13 protein-coding genes and 1 pseudogene are annotated in these 16,220 nt (G+C 58.8%); 10 read left to right on the top strand and 4 right to left on the bottom strand.

The features are described from left to right. Window positions 1-72: 72 nt before the first annotated feature. The 3 genes from BUB78_RS10610 to BUB78_RS10600 all read right to left on the bottom strand — a co-directional run bounded on the left by BUB78_RS10610 (window position 73) and on the right by BUB78_RS10600 (window position 4,531). Window positions 73-2,430, bottom strand: a complete 2,358-nt coding sequence (locus BUB78_RS10610; protein ID WP_073197947.1) for a TRAP transporter large permease — start codon at window positions 2,428-2,430, stop codon at window positions 73-75. Between the two features lie 14 nt (window positions 2,431-2,444). Further along, complete coding sequence (locus BUB78_RS10605) at window positions 2,445-3,335, bottom strand: TRAP transporter small permease subunit (RefSeq protein ID WP_073197945.1); 891 nt, start codon at window positions 3,333-3,335, stop codon at window positions 2,445-2,447. 110 nt (window positions 3,336-3,445) lie between these two features. Then, the gene (locus BUB78_RS10600; RefSeq protein ID WP_073197943.1) at window positions 3,446-4,531 is read right to left on the bottom strand and encodes a TRAP transporter substrate-binding protein; all 1,086 of its coding nucleotides are present in this window, start codon (window positions 4,529-4,531) and stop codon (window positions 3,446-3,448) included. Window positions 4,532-4,776: 245 nt separating this feature from the next. On the opposite strand from BUB78_RS10600, the gene BUB78_RS10595 reads away from it, so the two are divergent. The 4 genes and pseudogenes from BUB78_RS10595 to BUB78_RS10580 form a co-directional block, all read left to right on the top strand. Continuing rightward, the gene (locus tag BUB78_RS10595; protein WP_073197940.1) at window positions 4,777-6,039 is read left to right on the top strand and encodes a SulP family inorganic anion transporter; all 1,263 of its coding nucleotides are present in this window, start codon (window positions 4,777-4,779) and stop codon (window positions 6,037-6,039) included. Between the two features lie 49 nt (window positions 6,040-6,088). Then, a complete protein-coding gene (locus BUB78_RS10590; protein WP_073198058.1) occupies window positions 6,089-7,546 on the top strand; it encodes a cache domain-containing protein in 1,458 nt (485 codons plus the stop codon). Beyond that, window positions 7,543-8,190 (top strand): response regulator transcription factor, encoded by a 648-nt coding sequence (locus BUB78_RS10585; RefSeq protein WP_073197938.1) that lies wholly within the window; start codon window positions 7,543-7,545, stop codon window positions 8,188-8,190. The genes BUB78_RS10590 and BUB78_RS10585 overlap by 4 nt, the downstream gene beginning before the upstream one ends. A gap of 223 nt (window positions 8,191-8,413) precedes the next feature. Continuing rightward, window positions 8,414-9,134, top strand: a pseudogene (locus tag BUB78_RS10580) (transposase); the annotation flags it as partial. A gap of 279 nt (window positions 9,135-9,413) precedes the next feature. Here the strand turns inward: BUB78_RS10580 and BUB78_RS10575 are convergent. Next, window positions 9,414-10,298 carry an HAD-IIA family hydrolase gene (locus tag BUB78_RS10575; protein ID WP_073197936.1) on the bottom strand — a complete coding sequence of 295 codons (885 nt, stop codon included), beginning with the start codon at window positions 10,296-10,298 and terminating at the stop codon, window positions 9,414-9,416. 237 nt (window positions 10,299-10,535) lie between these two features. Between BUB78_RS10575 and BUB78_RS10570 the strand changes: the two genes are divergently transcribed. From BUB78_RS10570 to BUB78_RS10545, 6 genes are read left to right on the top strand one after another with little or no spacing between them, the layout of a single operon-like run. Beyond that, the gene (locus BUB78_RS10570; protein ID WP_073198057.1) at window positions 10,536-11,315 is read left to right on the top strand and encodes a DeoR/GlpR family DNA-binding transcription regulator; all 780 of its coding nucleotides are present in this window, start codon (window positions 10,536-10,538) and stop codon (window positions 11,313-11,315) included. Further along, the gene (locus tag BUB78_RS10565; RefSeq protein ID WP_073197934.1) at window positions 11,312-12,331 is read left to right on the top strand and encodes an ABC transporter ATP-binding protein; all 1,020 of its coding nucleotides are present in this window, start codon (window positions 11,312-11,314) and stop codon (window positions 12,329-12,331) included. Before BUB78_RS10570 ends, BUB78_RS10565 begins: the two co-directional genes overlap by 4 nt. A 48-nt stretch (window positions 12,332-12,379) precedes the next feature. Beyond that, a complete protein-coding gene (locus BUB78_RS10560) occupies window positions 12,380-13,648 on the top strand; it encodes an ABC transporter substrate-binding protein (protein ID WP_073197932.1) in 1,269 nt (422 codons plus the stop codon). 58 nt (window positions 13,649-13,706) lie between these two features. After that, window positions 13,707-14,600 carry a carbohydrate ABC transporter permease gene (locus BUB78_RS10555; RefSeq protein WP_073197930.1) on the top strand — a complete coding sequence of 298 codons (894 nt, stop codon included), beginning with the start codon at window positions 13,707-13,709 and terminating at the stop codon, window positions 14,598-14,600. After that, entirely contained in the window at window positions 14,597-15,406 is an 810-nt protein-coding gene (locus BUB78_RS10550) for a carbohydrate ABC transporter permease (RefSeq protein WP_073197928.1), read from the top strand. The genes BUB78_RS10555 and BUB78_RS10550 overlap by 4 nt, the downstream gene beginning before the upstream one ends. After that, window positions 15,403-16,194: a phosphodiesterase gene (locus tag BUB78_RS10545; protein WP_073197926.1), complete on the top strand. Its 792-nt coding sequence runs from the start codon at window positions 15,403-15,405 to the stop codon at window positions 16,192-16,194. Before BUB78_RS10550 ends, BUB78_RS10545 begins: the two co-directional genes overlap by 4 nt. Window positions 16,195-16,220: the final 26 nt, after the last annotated feature.

The following is a 16,220-nucleotide window of genomic DNA, read 5'->3' as shown; positions in this document are numbered from 1 at the left end:
GCGCCCATACCATAGATCGAAAAACGCCGGGGCACTGACCCCGGCGTTTCGTGTTTTCATCCCCTGCCCGGCCTAGTTTGGCATAAGCGCCGGCACGATGGTGACGATAGAGGGGAAGAACCACAGGATCGCCAGCCCGACCACTTGGATTAGCACAAAAGGGAACACGCCGCGATAGATATGGCCGGTCGTGACCTCCTTGGGCGCCACGCCACGCAGATAGAACAGGGCAAAGCCAAAGGGCGGCGTGAGAAAGCTGGTTTGCAGGTTCACCGCGATCATGATCGTCACCCATTTGGGATCAAAGGTGCCGCCATAGATCACCGGGCCGACAATCGGGATCACGATGTAGATGATCTCGAGGAAGTCGAGAACAAAGCCAAGCACAAAGAGCACCAGCATCACGATCAGGAAAACCTTGAACTCGTTGTCAAAGCTCTTGAGGAATTCCTGAATGTAGTGCTCGCCGCCAAAGCTGATCACCACAAGGTTCAACAGCTGCGAGCCTATGAGGATGGTGAAGACCATGCTTGTGACCTTGGCCGTTTCACGCACGATCGGGGTCAGAACCCCGCCGGTGTAAAGCACCCAACAGCCGAACAAGAGACCGAAGGCGGCATAGAGATAGGCCGCATAGGCGACAAAGAACGCCACCCAGGATTCAAAGCTGACTCCCTCCTGATTGATGCGCAGATCAAAGTTGATGCCCATCAGGATCGCAATCACCACGGCCAGAGTGGCCAGGATGATGATCTTGGGTGACCGATCCTGATCGCGCAGCTTGCGATAGGCAGCAAGCATGATCGCCCCGCCCGCGCCTAGGCCGGCCGCCGGGGTCGGGTTGGTGATCCCGCCAAGGATCGAACCCAACACCGCCACGATAAGGACAAGCGGCGGAAAGACCACGCGGATGATCTCGTTCTGGGCCATGCGGGCGGCCCCATGGGCACAGCCATAGAGCGCCAGTGCCAGCGGGATCGCCAGCAACAGGACCGTCGCCCCGGCGCTGTTTGACGGTGCGATCAGCAGGATATCCACCAGCAAGGCCAGAACGATCCCGAGTGCGCCAATCAGGAGTGGCGCCGCACTGGCCGAGGGTTTGACGCCCCTCGCCACCGCAAGGATCAACCCCAGAATGACAAGGATCGTCGCCACGCCGGTGCCGACAGGGGCCGCGTCGGCCTCTTTCTCGGCGATCAGCGCGGTGATCTCTTCAGGGGTCAGGCGAACGCTTTGCTCGACCCCGCCAGCGGCCTCGATTGCGGCGGTTTCGGCCACGGCGATATCCCAGGCTTCCTGGCCGTGCAGCTCGATCATCGCGGCCTGGCATTCAGGCCCGACAGTGGTGCGCAAAGACGCGTTCTGGCCTTGGTCGGTAAAGCTGTCGACGATCAGGTTCTGCGAGCCGACAACCCCGAACGAGGACAACAGCATGACCCCCGCGATCAGGGCAACCGGCACGCCGAGGAACCAGGTAAAGCTTTCGCTGCGGGTGATCACCTCGCCGCGCGTGCCGCTCGCCATCTGCACCGCAGGGGCCTTGGACGGGTTCACGAGGGCATAACCAAAGGCATAAAGCGCATAAAGCAGCGCCAGCAATACCCCCGGCAAAAGCGCCGCCTGAAACAGCGTGCCGACCGAAACAACAGCAGGCTCGCCCAGATAGGTCAGAGCATCGCTACAACCGACCGACATGGCGCGATTTTCCTGCGCGACTGAGTAAAGATCGCCCGCCAGCGTGCCCAAAAGCACGATCACGATAGAGGGCGGAATGATCTGCCCCAGGGTGCCAGCCGCCGCGATCACACCGGTGGCGATCTGCGGGCTGTATCCTGCGCGCAGCATCGTCGGAAGGCTGAGCAGGCCCATGGTCACCACCGTGGCGCCGACGATCCCGGTCGAGGCGGCCAGAAACGTGCCCACAACCACAACCGACACCGCAAGACCGCCCGGAAGCGGGCCAAACACCCGCGCCATGGTGGTCAAGAGGTCATTGGCAATCTTCGAGCGTTCCAGCGTGATCCCCATCATCACGAACATCAGAACCGCCAGAAGCGTCTCGATCGAGGCCCCCGCAAGCACGCGTTCGTTGATCCGGTTCACGATAAAGGACACGTTGCGATCAAGCGCCACTTCCCAGCCGCGTTCAAACACCGGCTGCGCGATACGCGGCAGATCGGGATAGCGAAACACCGATATCGCATCGCCCCGCACACCGCTGGCAAGCAGGGCGTTATAGGCCTCGCTTCCGGTGTCGATCGCCTGATGGATCAGGATACCCGCACTGTCGAGCGCGGCAATGATCGCAAAGGAAATGATCCCGGCACCGCCAATGGCAAAGGCCACCGGAAAGCCGGATAGAATGCCCCCAAAGAGGCAAAGAAAAACGATGATCAGGCCGATCTCGACGCCGTCAAGTCCGAATAGCATTGTGCCCTGCCCCTTTAATGTGTGCCTTCATAGGCTTCTTCACCTGCGCCAAGCGTGTCCTTGTCGAGGTATTTATTCGCGCTCTCCGGGCCTTCCTTGAACTCCAGATAAGAGCGCCAGAAAAATGCCATCGCATGCAGGAAAACCATGCCGGCGAATGAGATCAGCAGCACCTTGAACAGGAAATAACCGTTAAAGCCATTCGGGCTAAAGCCGATGGTTTCCACGTTCCAGCGCAGCGCGCGCGATTTCATCAACAGCCGGTCAAGCGTGTCACTTGCCGAGGGGTTCGGCACGATCAAATGGCGCCACATGAAATACCAGCCATACATCCAGGTCAGCACCGCCATCGGCATCATGAAGATCAGCGAACCAACCATGTCGATCACCCGTTTTGCGCTGTGCCCCACGGCGGAATAGATCAGATCAACCCGCACATGACCGCCCTGCACGAAGGTATAAGTCGCACAAAGAGTGACGATCAGCGCGTTGTAAAGCTTGAGTTCTTCGGAATACCAGCTCACGTCGAACTGAAGCGGGATACCAAAGCCGATCACAAGGTCGGGGCGCGCAAAGATGCGTTGGATAAAGACGATGATGATCTGCTGGATCACCATGATAAGCCCCGCCCAGGCGGCAAAGCGGCCCACCGTGTTGGCAAAGCCCTCAAGCCCACGCACGAGGCCCCACATAAAGCTGTTTTTCCAGATGCCGATCCCGGTCAGAACCAGGAATATGGTGAACGCCACAAAGAAAAACTCGACCGAGCCGCCGTAATAGACCACCCGCATGATGGCCTGTTTGTCCGACCAGTCCAGCCAAAGCTGTGGATGGCTTATGGCGTAGCCCAGGTTGTAAAAGGCCATTGCGATGTTCTGGAATACCCAGAGGATTGCGTCCAGCATCTCTTCCCCCCTTTGCCCGGTTTTTCAGGTCCGGGTCGCCTGTTTTATTTACGTGGTGACAGGCCCCGGAAACAACCGGGGCCCGCCATCTCCAACGTCGTAAAGGGGATTTAGCCCAGAACCCGGTCGCGCTGTGCGGTATAGACGCCGTCGGATTTCTTGATCCAACCCGAGGACGATTTCAGCGAAGCGGTATAGCTGTCATAGGTGCGCTTATAAAGCTCGTCGCCCATGTTTTCCTGATGCACCGCATTCGAGGCCTCACCGAAGGCATCCCAGACGCTATCGGGGAATTCCAGGGTTTTCACGCCATTGGATTGCAGACGCTGAAGCGCCGCACCGTTGTTGGACAGGAATTGCGACAGGTTCCACTGGTGCGCTTCGGCACAGCCGATTTCGACCATTTTCTGCTGGGCAGGGGTCAGGCTTTCGAACACTTCGCGGTTCATGCCGATCGACAGGCCCGCGCCCGGCTCGTGGAAGCCGGCGGTGTAGTAGAACTTGGTAATTTCCTGGAAACCGGCCTTTTCGTCCGCCCAGGGGCCAATCCACTCGGTGCCGTCAATCGCGCCGCTTGCAAGCGCCTGATAGACTTCGGCGCCGGGGATGTTCTGAACGCTGGCGCCCAGTTTGCCAAGCGCCTTGCCGCCAAGACCGGGCATGCGGAACTTGAGACCGTTGAAATCTTCGGGGCCATTGATTTCTTTCGAATACCAGCCACCCGCCTGCGCGCCGGTGTTGCCCGCAAGGAAGGATTTAAGGCCAAAGATCTGGCCAAGCTCGTCATGGATCGCGGCGCCATCGCCGTGGTAATACCAGTTCACCAGCTCTTGCGCGGTCATGCCGAAGGGCACCGAGGTGAAGAAGGCATATGCCGGGTGCTGACCCACGAAGTAATAGTCAGCGCCGTGGTACATATCGGCCTGACCGGCGGTCACGGCGTCAAACACCTCGAAAGCGCCAACAAGTTCGCCGGCACCTTTGACTTCGATGGTCAGCTCGCCATCGGCCATGCCGTTGATGTTATCGGCAACGCGCTGCGCGGCGTCAAACACGCCCGCAAGTCCACGGCCCCATGTGGTGACCATGGTCAGCGTGCGCTTGCCCTGCGCATAGGCCGGTGCGGCCAGGGCCGATGTGGCAACGGCAGCACCGCCACCAAGAGCGGTATTTTTCAGAAACGAACGACGATCCATATGGTTTTCCTCCCCATTATTTCGATGCGAACGGCCATTTGAGGCCGCGCGCGGATCACTTGAAGTCTGGCGACCTTAGAGGCGCATGAGAAAGTAGAAAATACCGACTACTGCGTACATAGCGCAATTAGAGCAAAAATATTTGACGGTCGATGCCCGGCGCAGGCACGGCTTTGTGATCAACTTTCGGTCGGTCTGTGTAAATTCCGCTTGAAGCCGCTCAGTGGGGGGTGTTGATTCGCGCCATGAAACCCAAAGTTCTGACCACCCTGCCCGGCTATACCGCCGGGCTGTTTCAGGCCGACCTGTTTGCCGGCATCAGCGTCGCCATGGTGGCGTTGCCCCTTAGCATCGCCATCGCCATCGCCTCTGGGGCCGAGCCCGGCGCGGGGCTGATCACGGCGATCGTTGGCGGGTTCCTGATTTCGGCCCTCGGCGGAAGCCGCGTTCAGATCGGCGGGCCGACCGGGGCCTTTATCGTGGTGGTCTATGGTGTGATTGCCGATTTTGGCTATGACGGGCTTGTTCTGGCGACGCTTATGGCCGGTCTGATCCTGATAATCGCGGGCTATCTGCGTGCCGGAAGCCTTGTGCGCCATATCCCCGAGGCGGTGATCAACGGCTTTACCATCGGCATTGCCATCATCATTGCCACCAGCCAGCTACGCGAACTCTTTGGACTTGAAATCGGCGCCCTGCCCGGTGAATTCCTGGAAAAGCTTGCCGCCCTCTGGGACGCGCGCGCATCCTTCAACGGCATGGCCCTTGCGATCGGCTTGGCGACGATGCTGCTGATCGTGGGGCTGCGGCGCGCGGCGCCGCGCTATCCGGGGCTTATCGTGGCCGTCGGGGTGACCTCGGCGGCGGTGGCGGTCTGGGTGCTTCCGGTTGATACGCTTTATTCGCGCTTTGGCGCGCTGCCCTCGACATTGCCGATGCCGGGACTGCCAGAGCTTGGCTTTGATCGGGTAATGACGCTCTTGCCCTCGGCCATGGTCATCGCCTTTCTCGCCGGGGTGGAATCGCTTTTGTCCGCCGCCGTCGCCGACCGGATGACCGGCGGAAAGTACCGCCCCAATGCCGAGGTGCTGGCCAATGGCGTCGCCAATATCGGCTCGGCGCTGTTTGGCGGCATGCCTGCGACCGGGGCGATTGCGCGCACCGCCACGAATGTGCGCGCCGGCGGCAGGACCCCGGTGGCGGGGATGATCCATGCGCTGACCATCCTGTTGGTGATGCTTCTGGTGGCGCCGCTGGCGGGCTATTTCGCAATGCCCGCCCTGGCGGGACTGTTGCTTTTGACCGCCTGGAACATGAGCGAGCCGCATAAATGGCGCGGCTACGTGACCGGGGCGACGTCGGACAAGGTGTTGCTTCTTCTGACGCTTGTGTTGACGGTGCTGGCCGACCTGACGGTGGCGATTGGCGTCGGGGTGGCGCTTGGGCTTGCCCTGCGCCTGCGCAAGCGCCACGTCCCCGAGGCCGACTGGACCCCGCCCGACGCCTGATGCCGCCGAAATGCTGGATATCACGGCGGTTTCGACGTATCGCTTTGCCATGATCCGCTTGTTCACCTCTTTCCGGCTGAATTACGGCCAAAAGCTTTTTCTGGTGGCGACGCTGCCGCTGATCCTGACGGCGGTGGCGATTTCGGTGGTGGTGACGCTGCAATCGCGCCAACTGGCCGAGCGAGAGATCGAAACGCTTGAGGCCCAGCTGATCGAGGCCAAGCGCGCCGAGCTGCGCAATTACCTGTCGATCGCGCGCACGGCTTTCGTGAATATCTATGGCCGCGCCGCCCCCGATGACGAGGCCGCGATGCTTCAGGTCAGCCAGATCCTGTCGGGGATGCTTTACGGTCAGGATGGCTATTTCTTTGTGTTCGATTATGACGGCAATAACCTTGTCAGCCCGCGCAACACCGATCTGATCGGGCGCAACTGGACCGGGCTCGAAGATCCGAGCGGCGCGCCGATCACCGACGAACTTATCCGGCTGGCGCGCTCTGGCGGGGGCTATCACAGCTATGAGTGGCGCAAGCCAAGCAGCGGTGAGCGCGCCCGCATGGTGACCTATGTGATCGGGCTTCAGGATTGGCGGTGGGCGGTCGGCACCGGCGTGTTCATCGACGATGTTGTCGCGGCGGTCTCGGCATCGCGCGAAAAGGTCGAGGACCGCGTGCAAAAGACCTTTCTCTACATTGGTGCGGCGATGCTGGCGGCGCTCTTGCTGGTCTTCGTGTCGGGATTGTTCATCAACATCCGCGAACGCCGTCTGGCCGATGCCAAGCTCAAGAAGCTGACCCAGCGGGTGTTTGACGCCCAGGAAGAAGAACGCGGCCGCGTGGCGCGCGAATTGCATGACGGCATCAGCCAGATCCTTGTCGGCGTGCGCTATGCGCTTGATACCGCCAAGCGGCGGCTGGCGGCGGGCGATACCCGCGCCGGCGACACGCTTGACCGGGGCATCACGCATCTGTCGGGCGCCATTCAGGAGGTCCGCCGCATCAGCCGCGATTTGCGCCCCGGCGTGCTTGACGACCTCGGCCTTGGCCCCGCGATCAAGGCGCTCTCCGAAGGCTTTAGCGCCCGCACCGGCATCAGGACAGAGTTCACAACCGTGGTGTTTCGCAACCGCCTTGATGACGAGGCCAAGATCGCGCTTTACCGCGTCGCGCAAGAGGCGCTGACCAATATTGAACGGCACTCTGGCGCCACTCAGGTGATGATCGACGTGCGCGGCCATGCCGATGGGGCCACCTTGCGGATTGCAGACAACGGCTGTGGGCTTGACCACGCCAAGACCGATCAGACCCCCAATAGCGGGCTTGGCCTGCGCAACATGCAGGAACGCATCGAACAGCTTGACGGCGTGCTGCGGGTGATCTCGTCGAAATCCGGCACCGTGATCGAGGCCAATGTGCCGCTGACACATCTATTGCAGCCCCAAGGCCGCTCTGACGCCGCCCCCGAGAGCCCCGCCCTTCCTGATCCCAAGACAAAGGCACGCGCATGACAACGCCCCGTATTCGCATCGCAATCGTGGACGATCACCCGATGGTCGCCGAAGGCATTCAGTCGATCCTTGAAAGCTATGACGATGTCGAGGTGATCGCCACCCTCGCCAGCGGTCACGCGATCATCGAACAGGTCGGCGCGCTTAATCCCGATGTGATCCTGCTTGATCTCAACATGCCGGGCATCGGCGGGCTGAGCACCACCGAGATCATCCTTGAGCGCCGCCCCGAGACCCGCATTCTTATTCTGTCGATGCATGACAGCCCCGAATATATCACCAGCGCGCTCAGCCATGGCGCGGCGGGCTATGTTCTCAAGGATGTGCCGACCGATGAAATCAAGCGCGCGATTGATGCGGTGATGGCCGGGCAACGCTATCTGTGTACCGGGGCAAAAGGATCATTGGCGCCCTATGACAGCCGCGAGCGCGAACAGCTGACCAACCGCGAACAGACCATCCTGTTGCAACTGGCGCAGGGCAAGTCGAACAAGGAGGTCGGGCTTGCGCTTGATATCTCGGTGCGCACGGTTGAGACGCATCGCAAGAACATCAAGCGCAAGCTTGGGATTTCAAGCACCGCCGGCCTGACCCGCTATGCGCTGGAACACGGGGTTTTACAGGGAACGGGCGTGTCATTATAGGTCTGGACCGTCGCGCATCTTTGCGCTCTGTGCGGTGAATTTTGTGACGCCGATCAAGAGCTGACGTCACGCAATACTTACCCAACCGTCAAGCATTTCCGACCGAAACCGGACCTTCGACGCAGGGCGCACCAGGGTCCGGTGCGCGGAGAGGGTGTGTGAAAACCCGGCCAATTTTTCCTGAATGATGGTATGATTTTCGTATTCGATGCGGAGGTTGTTCATGACGCAATTTATCGAGGGTTTGGATCGCCAGCAGACGATGTTATTACCTGAACATCTGGACTATCATGTCGACGAGAACAGCCCGGTTCGTGCCATTGATGCTTTCACAGAGCTGCTCGATTTCGCCGCACTTGGCTTTAGTGCGCAGCCCGCCGCCACTGGTCGACCGGGCTATCATTCTGGGTTGATACAGCGGATTTATCTGTGTGGATATTTGAACCAGATCCAGTCGTCGCGGCGGTTGGAACGAGAATGTGGCCGCAACCTGGAGCTCATTTGGCTGACGGGTCGGCTGAAGCCTGACTTCAAGACAATCGCGGACTTTAGGAAAGATAACGGGCCTGCGATCTGCAAGGTGTGTCAGCAGTTCGTGGCCCTCTGTCGTAGCATGAACCTGCTCGATGGGGACGTGGTTGCCATCAATGGCAGCCGGTTCAAGGCTTTGAATGCCAAGGTCAAAAACTACACACGTGGTAAGTTGCGTCAGAAGCTGGGTGAGATCGACAAGGCCATCGGGCGATATCTGGGTGAGTTGGATCGTGCCGATGAGGTGTTTGAGCAGACCGGCACGGTGCTGCCTGAGGCCCGCATGGAACGCACCTTGAAGATGCTGGAACACCTGCAAAAAGAGGCCGCGCTACAGATCAATTGACCAGCGCACGGACGAGACCAGCGAGACGCAGGTCTCACTCAGTGATCCTGATGCCCGTTCAGCCGCCATGTGCGTCGCGCTAGCAGGCCGAACACAAGACTGCTTCTGACAAGACCCCATCCACAAAAAACGGTACTTGCAAAAAAGGAGCCATCCACACAGGACAAAGCGCACCATCGCAATGGCTTCATCAAAGGCCGCTCTGTATGCGTCCCGACTGCTGAAGGTATTACTTTCAGAGGTGTACATCGGGTCATCTCGGTGCTGAAACACTCGTCCAGACACCAAAATGCTTGCCAACCAACCCCGGATGGACATCCGACACCAAATTTCTGCACAAAGGCAGTCAGATGCGATCAAGCCGCCAATCGGCAAACAGGCGCGACTGTTTAGAGAATGGCCGCGTATCGTAACCTGCAAACAGGCCATCTTTGGTGACAAGGACGGTGCGCCATCCGCAGGCAGCAGCGCCTAGGATATCTGTGTGAAGCGTGTCTCCGCACATCGCGATACGATGCGATGGGATTGAAGGCAGAGATGCTTCGGTCAGGTCATAGACCTCCGCAAACGGCTTGCCGAAAAACTTGACATGCTCAGGGAACTGGTCAGCAATTTGGTGGCCGAAAAACCCAGGCTCAACAGAAAACCCGTCATCGCGGGGAGCTGCCAGATCTGCGTTGCCGATGCGCAAGCTGCGGGGGCGGTCCCGCATGGATGCAACCAGCAAGTCTTGGCGTGTTGTGGTCCAGTCAGCCGTTGATAGAAACAGGAACCGATCAACCTTATCATAGTCGGCCTGCGTGTCGCCAAGGCGCGTTACTGTTTCTGGCAAATCGCTGAGCGTATCGGAATCGGCGGCAATAACGCCCCAATGTCCCTTTTCCAAATTCTTGAGTGTCGCTTCCCGGCTGGTGATGATTTCGTCGTCTTCAACGCGCAGTCCAAGGCGTTTGAACTTGGCTATGGCGCCGTTGCGGTCATAGCTCGCGGCATTGGTCAGAATACGAATGGCGCAGCCATGTGCGCGCAATTGGTCCAGCCGTTCGTCCGCACCGGGGATCAGCGTTTCGCCGACGTTCAGCACGCCGAAAGCGTCGAAAACAAAGGCATCGACCTGATCGACGATGTCCAGCAAAGACTGGATTTCAAGCGATCCCTCGCGCGGTGTTACACGGGGGAATCTTGCTCGGACTTCCTGATAGCGATCAAAAATTGACTGCGTTGTCAGCATTCTTCCCCACCTCGGTCTTTCGTCCAGGACTTGGGACACACCTTAGAGAAAATTCGCGCAAACGAAAGTTAAAACAACAAAACAACAAAACTATGTAAACATTTATGATGGAATTCCCAATTATATCAAATATTTCAAGTTTATTTGAAAAATTATCGCATAAGGCCGCGGAATAAAATGTTGTTTTGTTGTTTTTCACCCACTAACGTTACGGCAGACTCAGGGGTGGGGAGCGGCATGTTATCAAAGAAGCAAAGACGTCGCGGAGCGATCTCGGCTTTGGTTCTGGAACAGGGCGCGGCGACCGTCGGATCGCTTGCCGAACGCTTTGACGTGTCCATGCAGACCATCCGCCGCGATATTGATGCCTTGTGCCAATGCGACATGCTGCACCGCGTCCATGGCCGGATCGAGCTGAGTGAAGAATTCCTCAACACGCCATTCGATCAGCGTGCAGGCACCAACCTAATGGGCAAGCGCGCAATTGGCGAAGCGGCTGCCAAGCTGATCCCCAATGGTGCGACACTGTTCATTTCCATCGGCTCGACCCCGCTTAGCGTGGCACAGGCGCTGCGCAGCCATGAGGGGCTGACGGTGATCACCAACAACCTGAGTGCTGCAATGGCGCTGAGCGAGGAAGTGTCGAACCGGATCATCTTGCCCGGCGGCGAGGTCCGCCTGCCGGATCGCGATATACTGGGGAACGATGTTCTTGATTTCTTTGGGCGATTCCGGGCTGATTTTGCGGTTTTTGGTGCTGCGGGGATTGCAGAGGACGGTGGTCTGCTGGAATTTCACACAACCGAAGTACGCGCGACACAAAAGATTTGTGAAAACGCCCAACAATCCCTCCTTGTGATCGACGGGTCTAAGTTCGGACGCCAGGCCCCTGCATTTGGCGGCAATATTACTGACATGGACCGGATCATCGTGGACCGCCTGCCGGGCGACAGGTTCGCGCCTTTACTGACCAAGATCAAAGACCGCCTGCTTGTGGCTGAAGGACATGCAACATGACACCATCACCGTTTGTAAAACTCGACGGCGTAGCAAAGCGCTGGAACGGCCAATTGGGGGTGGAAGGGATATCGCTTGATATCCCCGAGGGCAGCTTCACGGCGCTCTTGGGCCCGTCTGGCTGCGGCAAGTCGACAACCCTGCGTCTTTTGGCCGGACTGGAGTTGCCCGACGAAGGCAAGATTCTGATCGATGGCAAGGATGTCACGACCAGTGCGGCGTCGGATCGGAACCTGTCAATGGTGTTTCAGTCTTACGCGTTGTTTCCGCACCTGTCGGTTGCCGAAAACGTCATGTTCGGTCTCAAAGTCCGGCGTGTTCCGAAAAAGGAGCGGCTGGAAAAACTGCACCGCGCGCTCGAGATTACGGGGCTTCTTGGTCTTGAAAGCCGCAAACCTGGCGAACTTTCAGGCGGTCAGCGGCAGCGCGTTGCCTTGGCGCGTGCGATCGTGGCTGGGCAACGGCTGTGCCTGATGGATGAACCGCTGTCCAACCTTGACGCGAAACTTCGCAATGCGGTGCGCAGGGATATCAAGAAATTACAGCGCGATCTCGGCATTACGGTAGTCTATGTCACCCATGACCAAACCGAAGCGATGAGCATGGCCGACACCGTGGTTCTCATGAAAAACGGCCACATCCAACAGGTCGGCACCCCAGAAGACCTATACAGCCGTCCTGACAACACCTTTGTTGCAGAATTTGTCGGTGCCCCGCCGATGGCGTTGCTGGAATCGTCCGTTCTGGCCGGGTTTGGCGAGGACAAGACAATCGGCATCCGCGCTGAGAACATCCAAATCGTTCCCAAGGGCGAAGGCCGGATGCATTGCACCGTTACCGAAAGCGAATTTCTGGGAGCAGAGACGTTGATCGGCCTTGATCACGCGGGGGCCACGGGTCTTTCCGTGCTCAGGCCCGGCCTGTCGATGATGGCCGAGGGCCATGAAATCGACATCACTTTTCACGACGAAAATCTGCACGTCTTTGACGCCGCGGGCCAACGGTTGTCGGGGTAGCACCTGACAAGTCGATTAAACAAGAAACGAAACGAAAGGGAGAGAGACATGAAGCTATTTTCAACAACGGGGCTGGGCCTCGCTACGGCGATGGCCGCAGTGCTTGCCGCGCCGGCAAGTGCTGAAACCGAACTGACAATGTACTACCCGATTGCTGTCGGTGGTGCCTTGACCGAAGTGGTGGACGGCATCGTCGCCGACTTTGAAGCGGCCAATCCCGATATCAAGGTCAACGCGATTTATTCAGGCAACTATGACGACACCCGCGTGCGTGCCCTTTCGGCCCTTGCATCGGGCGAGCCTGCGCAGCTGGCGGTGATGTTTTCCATCGACGCTTATGACCTGATCGAACAGGAATTGATCATCCCATTTGAAGACGTTGCAACCACAGACGCCGACAAGGAATGGCTGAGCAGCTTTTATCCTGCTTTGATGGCCAACAGCCTGATCGAAGGTCAGACATGGGGCATTCCGTTCCAGCGTTCGACCATCGTGGCCTATTACAACAAAGACATGTTCCGCGCCGCCGGCCTTGACCCCGAAGCGCCACCAACCACGTGGGACGAAATGATCGAGATGGGCAAGGCCTTGACCCAAGGCGATACCTACGGGTTGATGATTCCTTCTACCGGCTACCCCTACTGGATGTTCCAGGCGCTCGCGATCCAGAACGGCAAAGAGTTGATGTCTGGCGACGGGCTGACAACCTACTTCGATGATCCGACTGTTGTTGAAACACTGGAGTTCTGGAAATCGTTGTCGACCGAGCATGGCATCATGCCGACGGGCACCGTCGAATGGGGTACATTGCGCCAAGCGTTCCTTGAAGGTCAGACTGCAATGATGTGGCACTCGACCGGCAACCTGACGGCAGTGAAGAATGGCGCCAGCTTTGACTTTGGTGTGGCCGAGCTTCCGGCCAACGTGCGCAAGGGGTCGCCCACAGGTGGCGGTAACTTCTATCTGTTCAAGGATACGACCGACGAAGAACGGGCTGCAGCGCTCAAGCTGATGCAGTTCATGACTTCGCCCGAACAGGCGGCGGCATGGTCAATCGGCACAGGCTATATGGGTGTGTCGCCCGCTGCCTATGAAACCGAAGCGCTCAAGGCGTATACGGCTGAATTCCCGCCCGCTCTTGTGGCGCGCAACCAGCTGGAAAACGCCGTGGCCGAATTCTCGACTTTCGAGACGGCCCGCGTGCGTGATGGGCTGAACAACGCGATCCAATCCGCCCTGACCGGTGCAAAAGGACCGGCCGAAGCGCTGGCCGAAGCACAGGCCGCTGCGGTGCGCCTGCTCGCTGCCTACCAGTAACGGCCTTGGTTGGGCCGACGCGCGTCGGCCCAGCCCACCCCAAACCCGGAGACGCGTCATGTCAGCCCATGCCAACCTCGAACGCCGCAGGCAGGCCATTTATGGCTGGCTTTTGCTGTCTCCAGCGGCAATTCTGCTGACGCTTTTTGCGTTTTATCCGTCGATCTCGACCCTATGGTCGAGCCTGTTTTCCCGCGGCACCCGCCGCAACCCCACCGAATTTGTCGGCACAGAAAACTATGCCGAGCTTTTCGCCGATCCGACATTCTTGATCGTGGTCAAGAACAACCTGCTTTACGCGGGCGTCACGATCCCGGTGTCAATTTTCATTGCGCTGTCGATGGCGCTGTGGGCCAATGGCAAGATCCGCGCACGCGGCTTTGTGCGGACCGCCTATTTCACCCCCACCGTGCTGCCAATGATCGCCGCCGCGAACCTGTGGCTGTTCTTCTACACCCCAGGCCTAGGTGTGCTGGACCAGATCGGCAGCCTGTTCGGCTTGCCGTCCGTAAACTGGCTGGGCCAGCCCGAAACCGCACTTTGGGCCATCATCATCGTGACGATCTGGAAAGAGGCGGGGTTCTTCATGATCTTCTACCTCGCCGCGTTGCAGACGATCCCCGAGGACCTCAAGGAAGCTGCCGACATCGAAGGCGCCAGCCGCTGGACCTATACCCGCCGCATCGTGTTGCCGCTGTTGATGCCGACGACGCTGTTCATCGCCGTGAACGCTATGATCAATTCGGTCAAGCTGATCGACCATTTGTTCATCCTGACCAAAGGCGGGCCGTCAGATGCGTCCAAACTGATCCTGTATTATATCTATGAGATGGCATTCGCCTTCTTTGACGCCCCAAGTGCGGCGGCCATGACGATGATGGTGATCGCGGTGTTGGGGATCGTAGCGGCCGTGCAGTTCCTCTACCTCGACAAAAGGACGCATTACCAATGAAGAGCCTGACCAAATTCACGGACAGCTTCGGCGCGATCCTGCTGGCGATCATCTGGATTGCCCCCCTTCTTTTTGCCTTCTGGGCAGCGACCCACTCCACCTCTGACGCGGTCAACCTGAACCTGTTCTCGCCTTGGACACTTGAGAATTTCCGCGTCGCTTGGGCCGGTGCGCCGTGGCTGAAGTATTTCGTCAACACCTTCATGCTTGTGACCGTGATCCTGATTGGCCAGTTCATCCTGACCACCTTGGCGGGCTTCGCCTTTGCGCAACTTCAGTTCCCCGGCAAGGATTTTCTATTCATTCTGGTGCTGATGCAGCTATTCATCCTGCCAGAAGTATTGATCGTGGAAAACTATGCCATGATCTCACGGCTTGGTCTGTTCGATACGATCCTTGGCGTTGGCATGCCCTATATGGCCAGCGCGTTTGGCATTTTCCTGATGCGCCAGGCCTTTAAGGGCGTCCCGATTGAATTGCACGAGGCGGCACGGATCGAGGGCTGCGGTTTGCTGGGCATATTGTGGCGGGTCTACGTGCCTTTGGCGAAACCCACATATCTGGCCTATGCGCTGGTGTCGGTGTCGACCCACTGGAATAACTTTCTATGGCCGCTGATTGTCACTAATTCGCCCGAAACACGCCCCCTGACCGTGGGCCTGTCAATCTTTGGCGCACCCGAAAACGGCGTCGATATCAGCGTCATTTCGGCGGCAACACTGATGTCCGTTGCCCCGTTGCTGCTCGCATTCCTGATCTTTCAACGCCAATTCGTGCAGGCCTTCCTGCGTGCAGGGATCAAATGACGACGATCCTGCAAATCTCAGACACGCATATCGTGGCCGAAGGCGCGCTGGTGTCCGGGCGGTTGGAAACGTCTGACGCCTTGGCGCGGCTGGTAGCACGGATCACCGGCATCCGCGACCAGATCGGGCCGATTGACGCGCTCTTGATCAGCGGCGATGTAAGCGATGACGGCAGCGCCGAAAGTTACGCGCGTTTCAAATCGCTTATAGCGCCCCTGGACCTGCCGACCTATGTCATCACGGGCAACCATGACGCACGCGATCCGATGCGGGCCGCCTTCGCACGGGATCTGCCAGCCAACGGCCCATTGAACTGGACCCGCCGTGTCGGTGGCATCCATCTGATCGGGCTTGATACATTGGTCGAAGGACAGGGGGCGGGAACGCTGTCGTCCGACAGTCTGTCCTTTCTGCAAAGCGCCTTGTCCCAAGCGGGGGATGCGCCGGTCCTCCTGGCACTGCATCATCCGCCCTTTGCCTGCGGCATCGGTTTCATGGACAAGATCGGGCTGACCAACCGGCAGGCCCTGCGCGATATCCTGGCCGGCTTTGGCGGCACGCTGCGCATTGTCTGCGGCCATATCCACAGTATGATCGTCAGCGATGTCGCGGGCCACATTGCCATCTCTGGGCCGTCGCCTGCCAGCACTTTTGCTTATGATCTGCGAGCGGATGCGCCGGTTGGGTACACGACACAAGAGGATGGCTGCCTGTTGCACCGTTGGGACGCAGGGTTTCAATCGATCAGGATCGGGCCCGAATCCGGATCGGGGCCCTTTCCGTTCTGATGGCCGGACCTGGAAGAAAGCAAATC

Origin of the sequence: Roseovarius marisflavi (genome assembly GCF_900142625.1) — a bacterium.
GTDB lineage: Bacteria > Pseudomonadota > Alphaproteobacteria > Rhodobacterales > Rhodobacteraceae > Roseovarius > Roseovarius marisflavi.
Note: the sequence above shows the minus strand (reverse complement) of the source record. Positions and strands in the feature narration are given on the sequence as shown.

Excerpts from the sequence above, each read along its gene's own strand:
- BUB78_RS10610 (WP_073197947.1), bottom strand. The coding sequence starts at position 2,430 with ATGCTATTCGGACTTGACGGCGTCGAGATCGGCCTGATCATCGTTTTT.
- BUB78_RS10605 (WP_073197945.1), bottom strand. The coding sequence starts at position 3,335 with ATGCTGGACGCAATCCTCTGGGTATTCCAGAACATCGCAATGGCCTTT.
- BUB78_RS10600 (WP_073197943.1), bottom strand. The coding sequence starts at position 4,531 with ATGGATCGTCGTTCGTTTCTGAAAAATACCGCTCTTGGTGGCGGTGCT.
- BUB78_RS10595 (WP_073197940.1), top strand. The coding sequence starts at position 4,777 with ATGAAACCCAAAGTTCTGACCACCCTGCCCGGCTATACCGCCGGGCTG.
- BUB78_RS10590 (WP_073198058.1), top strand. The coding sequence starts at position 6,089 with ATGATCCGCTTGTTCACCTCTTTCCGGCTGAATTACGGCCAAAAGCTT.
- BUB78_RS10585 (WP_073197938.1), top strand. The coding sequence starts at position 7,543 with ATGACAACGCCCCGTATTCGCATCGCAATCGTGGACGATCACCCGATG.
- BUB78_RS10575 (WP_073197936.1), bottom strand. The coding sequence starts at position 10,298 with ATGCTGACAACGCAGTCAATTTTTGATCGCTATCAGGAAGTCCGAGCA.
- BUB78_RS10570 (WP_073198057.1), top strand. The coding sequence starts at position 10,536 with ATGTTATCAAAGAAGCAAAGACGTCGCGGAGCGATCTCGGCTTTGGTT.
- BUB78_RS10565 (WP_073197934.1), top strand. The coding sequence starts at position 11,312 with ATGACACCATCACCGTTTGTAAAACTCGACGGCGTAGCAAAGCGCTGG.
- BUB78_RS10560 (WP_073197932.1), top strand. The coding sequence starts at position 12,380 with ATGAAGCTATTTTCAACAACGGGGCTGGGCCTCGCTACGGCGATGGCC.
- BUB78_RS10555 (WP_073197930.1), top strand. The coding sequence starts at position 13,707 with ATGTCAGCCCATGCCAACCTCGAACGCCGCAGGCAGGCCATTTATGGC.
- BUB78_RS10550 (WP_073197928.1), top strand. The coding sequence starts at position 14,597 with ATGAAGAGCCTGACCAAATTCACGGACAGCTTCGGCGCGATCCTGCTG.
- BUB78_RS10545 (WP_073197926.1), top strand. The coding sequence starts at position 15,403 with ATGACGACGATCCTGCAAATCTCAGACACGCATATCGTGGCCGAAGGC.